Source organism: uncultured Leptotrichia sp., from assembly GCF_938036635.1.
GTDB classification, from domain to species: Bacteria; Fusobacteriota; Fusobacteriia; order Fusobacteriales; family Leptotrichiaceae; genus Leptotrichia; species Leptotrichia hongkongensis.
In genome coordinates this window covers 1-4,470 of the sequence record NZ_CALHQO010000341.1, presented here as the reverse complement: position 1 = coordinate 4,470, position 4,470 = coordinate 1, and the positions used below count along the sequence as shown (strand labels likewise).

Annotated in this window: 4 protein-coding genes; 3 read left to right on the top strand and 1 reads right to left on the bottom strand. The window is 34.2% G+C overall.

What is annotated here, in order from left to right:
* A partial coding sequence (locus Q0370_RS06780; RefSeq protein WP_299573771.1) for a THUMP domain-containing protein occupies positions 1–887 on the bottom strand: 887 nt, incomplete at its 3' end.
* A 78-nt stretch (positions 888–965) separates the two neighbouring features.
* Here Q0370_RS06780 and Q0370_RS06775 point away from each other — a divergent pair.
* The 3 genes from Q0370_RS06775 to Q0370_RS06765 form a co-directional block, all read left to right on the top strand.
* A complete protein-coding gene (locus tag Q0370_RS06775; RefSeq protein WP_299573768.1) occupies positions 966–1,739 on the top strand; it encodes an alpha/beta hydrolase in 774 nt (257 codons plus the stop codon).
* Between the two features lie 86 nt (positions 1,740–1,825).
* Entirely contained in the window at positions 1,826–2,473 is a 648-nt protein-coding gene (locus Q0370_RS06770) for an N-glycosylase/DNA lyase (protein ID WP_299573774.1), read from the top strand.
* A gap of 150 nt (positions 2,474–2,623) precedes the next feature.
* Positions 2,624–4,470 (top strand): S8 family serine peptidase (locus tag Q0370_RS06765; protein ID WP_299573765.1); only part of this gene is annotated, 1,847 nt, incomplete at its 3' end.

Below are 4,470 nucleotides of genomic sequence, written 5' to 3'. Positions count from 1 at the left end.
TCTTTTTCAGTTGTAAAAAAGTCTTTTTGGAATACTTGTATATAGTCACCAAGGTCGGCATTTGCAAGGTTATCTTTTGCTTTGGCTACTGCCGAAGGCGCCTTGTCATAGCCTACAATTTGATAGTGAAACTCACGTATTTTTTTGATACAACTACCAAAAATAAGATTGAAGAGGTTCTCATCAAAATCTTTCCAACGCTCAAAAGCAAACTCTTTGCGGTGTACATTGGCTGGAATATTACAAGCAATCATCGCTGCCTCAATAAGGAAAGTACCACTACCACACATAGGGTCGAGGAAGTCACATTGCCCTTGCCAACCGCTCATTATCAGTATGCCTGCCGCTAATACCTCGTTGATAGGTGCTATATTAGTAGCTGTACGGTAACCGCGTTGATGGAGAGAAGCCCCTGAACTATCAAGCGATACAATCACCTCATTGCGCTGGATGTGAATGTGAATTGCCACATCAGGGTGAAGTACATCCACGCTGGGGCGACGACCTGTAGCGTTGCGAAAAGCATCGGCGATAGCATCTTTAGCTTTGAGAGCTACATATTGCGTATGGTTGAATATCTCGGTTTGCAGGGTTGCTGTTACAGCAAAAGTTTGGCTAAGATCCAAAACTTCCTGCCAATTGAAGTCGTAGAGTTTTTGGTAATACTCTTTTTCGTTGCGGATGTAGAAAGAGTGGATAGGTTTGAGGATTTTTAGGGCGGTGCGCAAACAGAGGTTTGCTTTGTACATAAAGCCCTTATCGCCTTCAAATTGTACGCTACGCACACCTTTAGTTACGTGCATAGCGCCTAAATTGCGAAGTTCGTCAGCCAATATATCTTCAAAACCGAAGAAAGTTTTGGCTACCATTTTATAATTTTTTTCCATATTGCTGGTAATGTTCAACTAACAATTGCCGATTGCTCATCAACAATTATTTTCAGGCGACAAATGTAATACTTTTTTTTGAATAAAAAAAATTTTGACAAGTCGCTTATTACTGACGAACAGTTTATTGATGAATATCAAGTTTTGACAGTTTTTTCAGAAGAAAGCTATAACAGACATGTTGTTTTTCTACACGGTGGAGCTTATGTAATGCGTGCTGTCAAAGCTCACAAAAATATTATTGAAAAATTAGTAAAGAAATTTCATTTAAAAGTTACATTCATTGACTATCCACTTGCTCCAGAAAATACTGCTGAAAAAGCTCATAAAGTATTAATGGATGCTTATAGACATATAACTAATAAATATAATAATGATGAATTTTACTTATTTGGTGATTCTTCTGGCGGTGGCTTGGCACTTGCATTTTTACAAATATTGAAAAATAAGAAAGATTTGCCATTTCCAAAGAAAACTGCGTTAATGTCACCTTGGGTAGATGTTTCAATGACAAATGAAGAAATACCCGAATTTGCTGAAAAAGATCCTCTCTTGCCGCTGAATGGACTTATTATAACAGGAAAACAGTTTGCAGGAGAACTGGATGTGAAAAATCCTATGATTTCACCAATTTATGGAAATATGGATAATCTTGGAGAAATTTTTCTAATTTTCGGAACAAATGAAATTTTATATCCTGATTGCTTAAAATTAAGTGATTTGATGGAAGTTGCAATCGGAACAAGTGTAGAAATAAAAATTGGGGAAAATTTGTGCCACGACTGGATTTTGGCACCTCTCAAGGAATCAGAAGAAACTATTGATGAAATCGGAAATTTTTTTCTGAAATAAAATAAAAAATAATAAAACGAGGAATTTTAATTATGTCTGAAAAAAAACAAAAAAAGAATATAGAAAACAATGAAATTAGCAAAAGAATTGATAAGGAAAAACACGAAGAAATTCTTAAAATTTATAAAGAAATTAAAAAAGGTATCGGAAAAGCTATAGAAGGCTATAAAAAGGCTTGGAAAGGTACAGAAAAAGAAGTATTTGCAGAAATGGCATTTTGTATTCTGACACCTCAGTCAAAAGCAAAAAATGCTTGGCAAGCCATTACAACTTTAGTTGAAAATAAACTGCTTTACAACGGAAAGCCTGAAGAAATAGTAGAATTTCTAAATATTATCAGATTTAAGAATAATAAATCACGATACTTGGTAGAATTACGGGAATTAATGACAAAAGATGGAAAATTGCAGCCAAAAAAAATATTATCAGGAATTGGAGATACTCTTGAAAAAAGAAAGTGGATTTTGAAAAATATTAAAGGAATGGGATTAAAAGAGGCAAATCATGTATTGCGAAATCTTGGATTTGGAGAAAATATTGCCATTTTAGATAGACACATTCTAAGAAATCTTAAATCACTTAATGTAATTAGTGAAATTCCTAAAACAATAACAGAAAAAAAATACTATGAAATTGAAGAAAAAATGCAGGAATATTCAGAATTTTCTAAAATAAAAATGGACGAGCTGGACCTGGTTTTATGGTACAAGGAAGCTGGCGAAATTTTTAAATAATTTTATAGTGAATTCTTTTTTAAAATATGGTAAAATATTATTGGAAAATTATTATAAATGTCAAATTACACATAATTTAACTTTAAAAAATAAATTTATAAATTAAGATTCAAAAAACAATATTAAAGTATTGAAAGGAGAGTGTTTTTTATGACTTCTAATTTAAAGCAATTAAAAAATGATATAAAAAAAAGGTCAATCCTTATCGGAATAGCTGCTTTGCTAGTTAGCTGTGGCGGAGGCGGAGGTGGTAGCGGAGGTTCAACATCAGCTGCAACACCAACTACACCAACCACTCCTGCTACACAGCCTACTACCCCGGCACCTGTAACAAATAAACCAACTGTAACAACAGCAGCATCTGGGTTAACATGGAATGATACAACTCTATCATATAACAAAGATAACCCACATAACAATTCAAATACTGCACTTACAGGTTCGAATGTTAAAGTAGGAATTATTGACGTAGGATTTGAAAACTCAACTTTTTCAGCTGATCTTACACAAAAATTTGGAAGCCGTTTAACAAAACTTACAGTTCCAGGATTCACATCACAAGCTACCGCAAATGATGATCACGGAATAGTTGTCGCTGATCTTGCAGCAGGCGCTTCTAATGGAATTGCTAAAGGTGCCAGCGTTTATGCAATTGATGCAGCAAAACATGAAGCAGACAAAAGAACATACCCTCATGTAACATTAGATATGTACCAACAACTAAAAAATCATGGTGTTACTATTTATAACCAATCTTTTGGAATTGATGGTGTTGTGACAGATTTTACCAGCATTCCAACTTCAAGCCGTTATTATGGTTATCAAATAGGAAATGATATCCTTAACTTCTATAAAAACGAAGTAAATAATGGTTCATTATTTGTATGGGCTGCAGGAAATGACTCATCTGATAGACAACCTACTCTTGAAGGAGGATTGCCATATTTTGAAAATAGCCTTCAAAAAGGATGGATAAATGTTGTTGCTTTAACTTCAAAAGTCGAATCAAAATTGGGAGACACCAGCTGGAATAACTTGACTCCCCTTTCGCCAGCAGGAGTTGCTAAGAACTGGACTGTAACTGCGGTTGGAGATCAAACATTTACAATAAAAGGACAAAATTATGTTGGTGGAGGTTCTTCTTTTGCAGCGCCACTTGTAACAGGAACTGCGGCATTGCTTAAAGAAAAATATCCTTGGATGGATGCTAGCCTAATTCGTCAAACAATCTTATCAACTGCGACAGACATAGGAGCTACTGGAGTTGATGAAGTTTATGGATGGGGACTTTTAAACATTGATAAAGCACTTAAAGGCCCTGCATTATTTGATAAAAGACTTGCACTTGGAGATACTGTAAATATTAATATTCCTAATGGAAGTTATACTTTTTCAAATAATATTTCAGGAGACGCTGGTGTAGTTAAAGATGGAAATGGAGATTTAATCTTATCTGGACACTCTACATTTACAGGACCTACGACAGTAAATGCAGGAAGATTGCAAGTAAACGGTGTTTATTCTTCCTCTATTAGTGTAAGAAGGCAAGCTACTCTTTCCACAAATAATGCTGTAATAAAAAATGATATTACAAATAATGGAACTCTAGAAAACTCTGGTTCAACACAAATTAGTGGAAATTATCAGGCTTTAGAAAATTCGAGGGTTGTATCAGATTTAAATTCTAATATTCATGTAAAAGGAAAAGTTAATTTAAACAATTCAAGACTTGAAATTAAGCCAGAAGAAAATGGTGAAAGAAAATACGTAACAGCTAATGGGACTACACAAAATGTAATTACGTCAGATAACAAAATTGATGGAAACTTTGAAAATGTAGATACTGATGATATGCTAAATGCTAAAATCAACCAAAATGACAATGCTGTTTCAGCAGAAGTAAGCAGAAAAAATGTACTAGACTATGTAGAAAAGATATCAGAATCTGACGAAATGCAGAAAAATACTGCTCAAAACTTGGAAACTGCTTTCCAAAA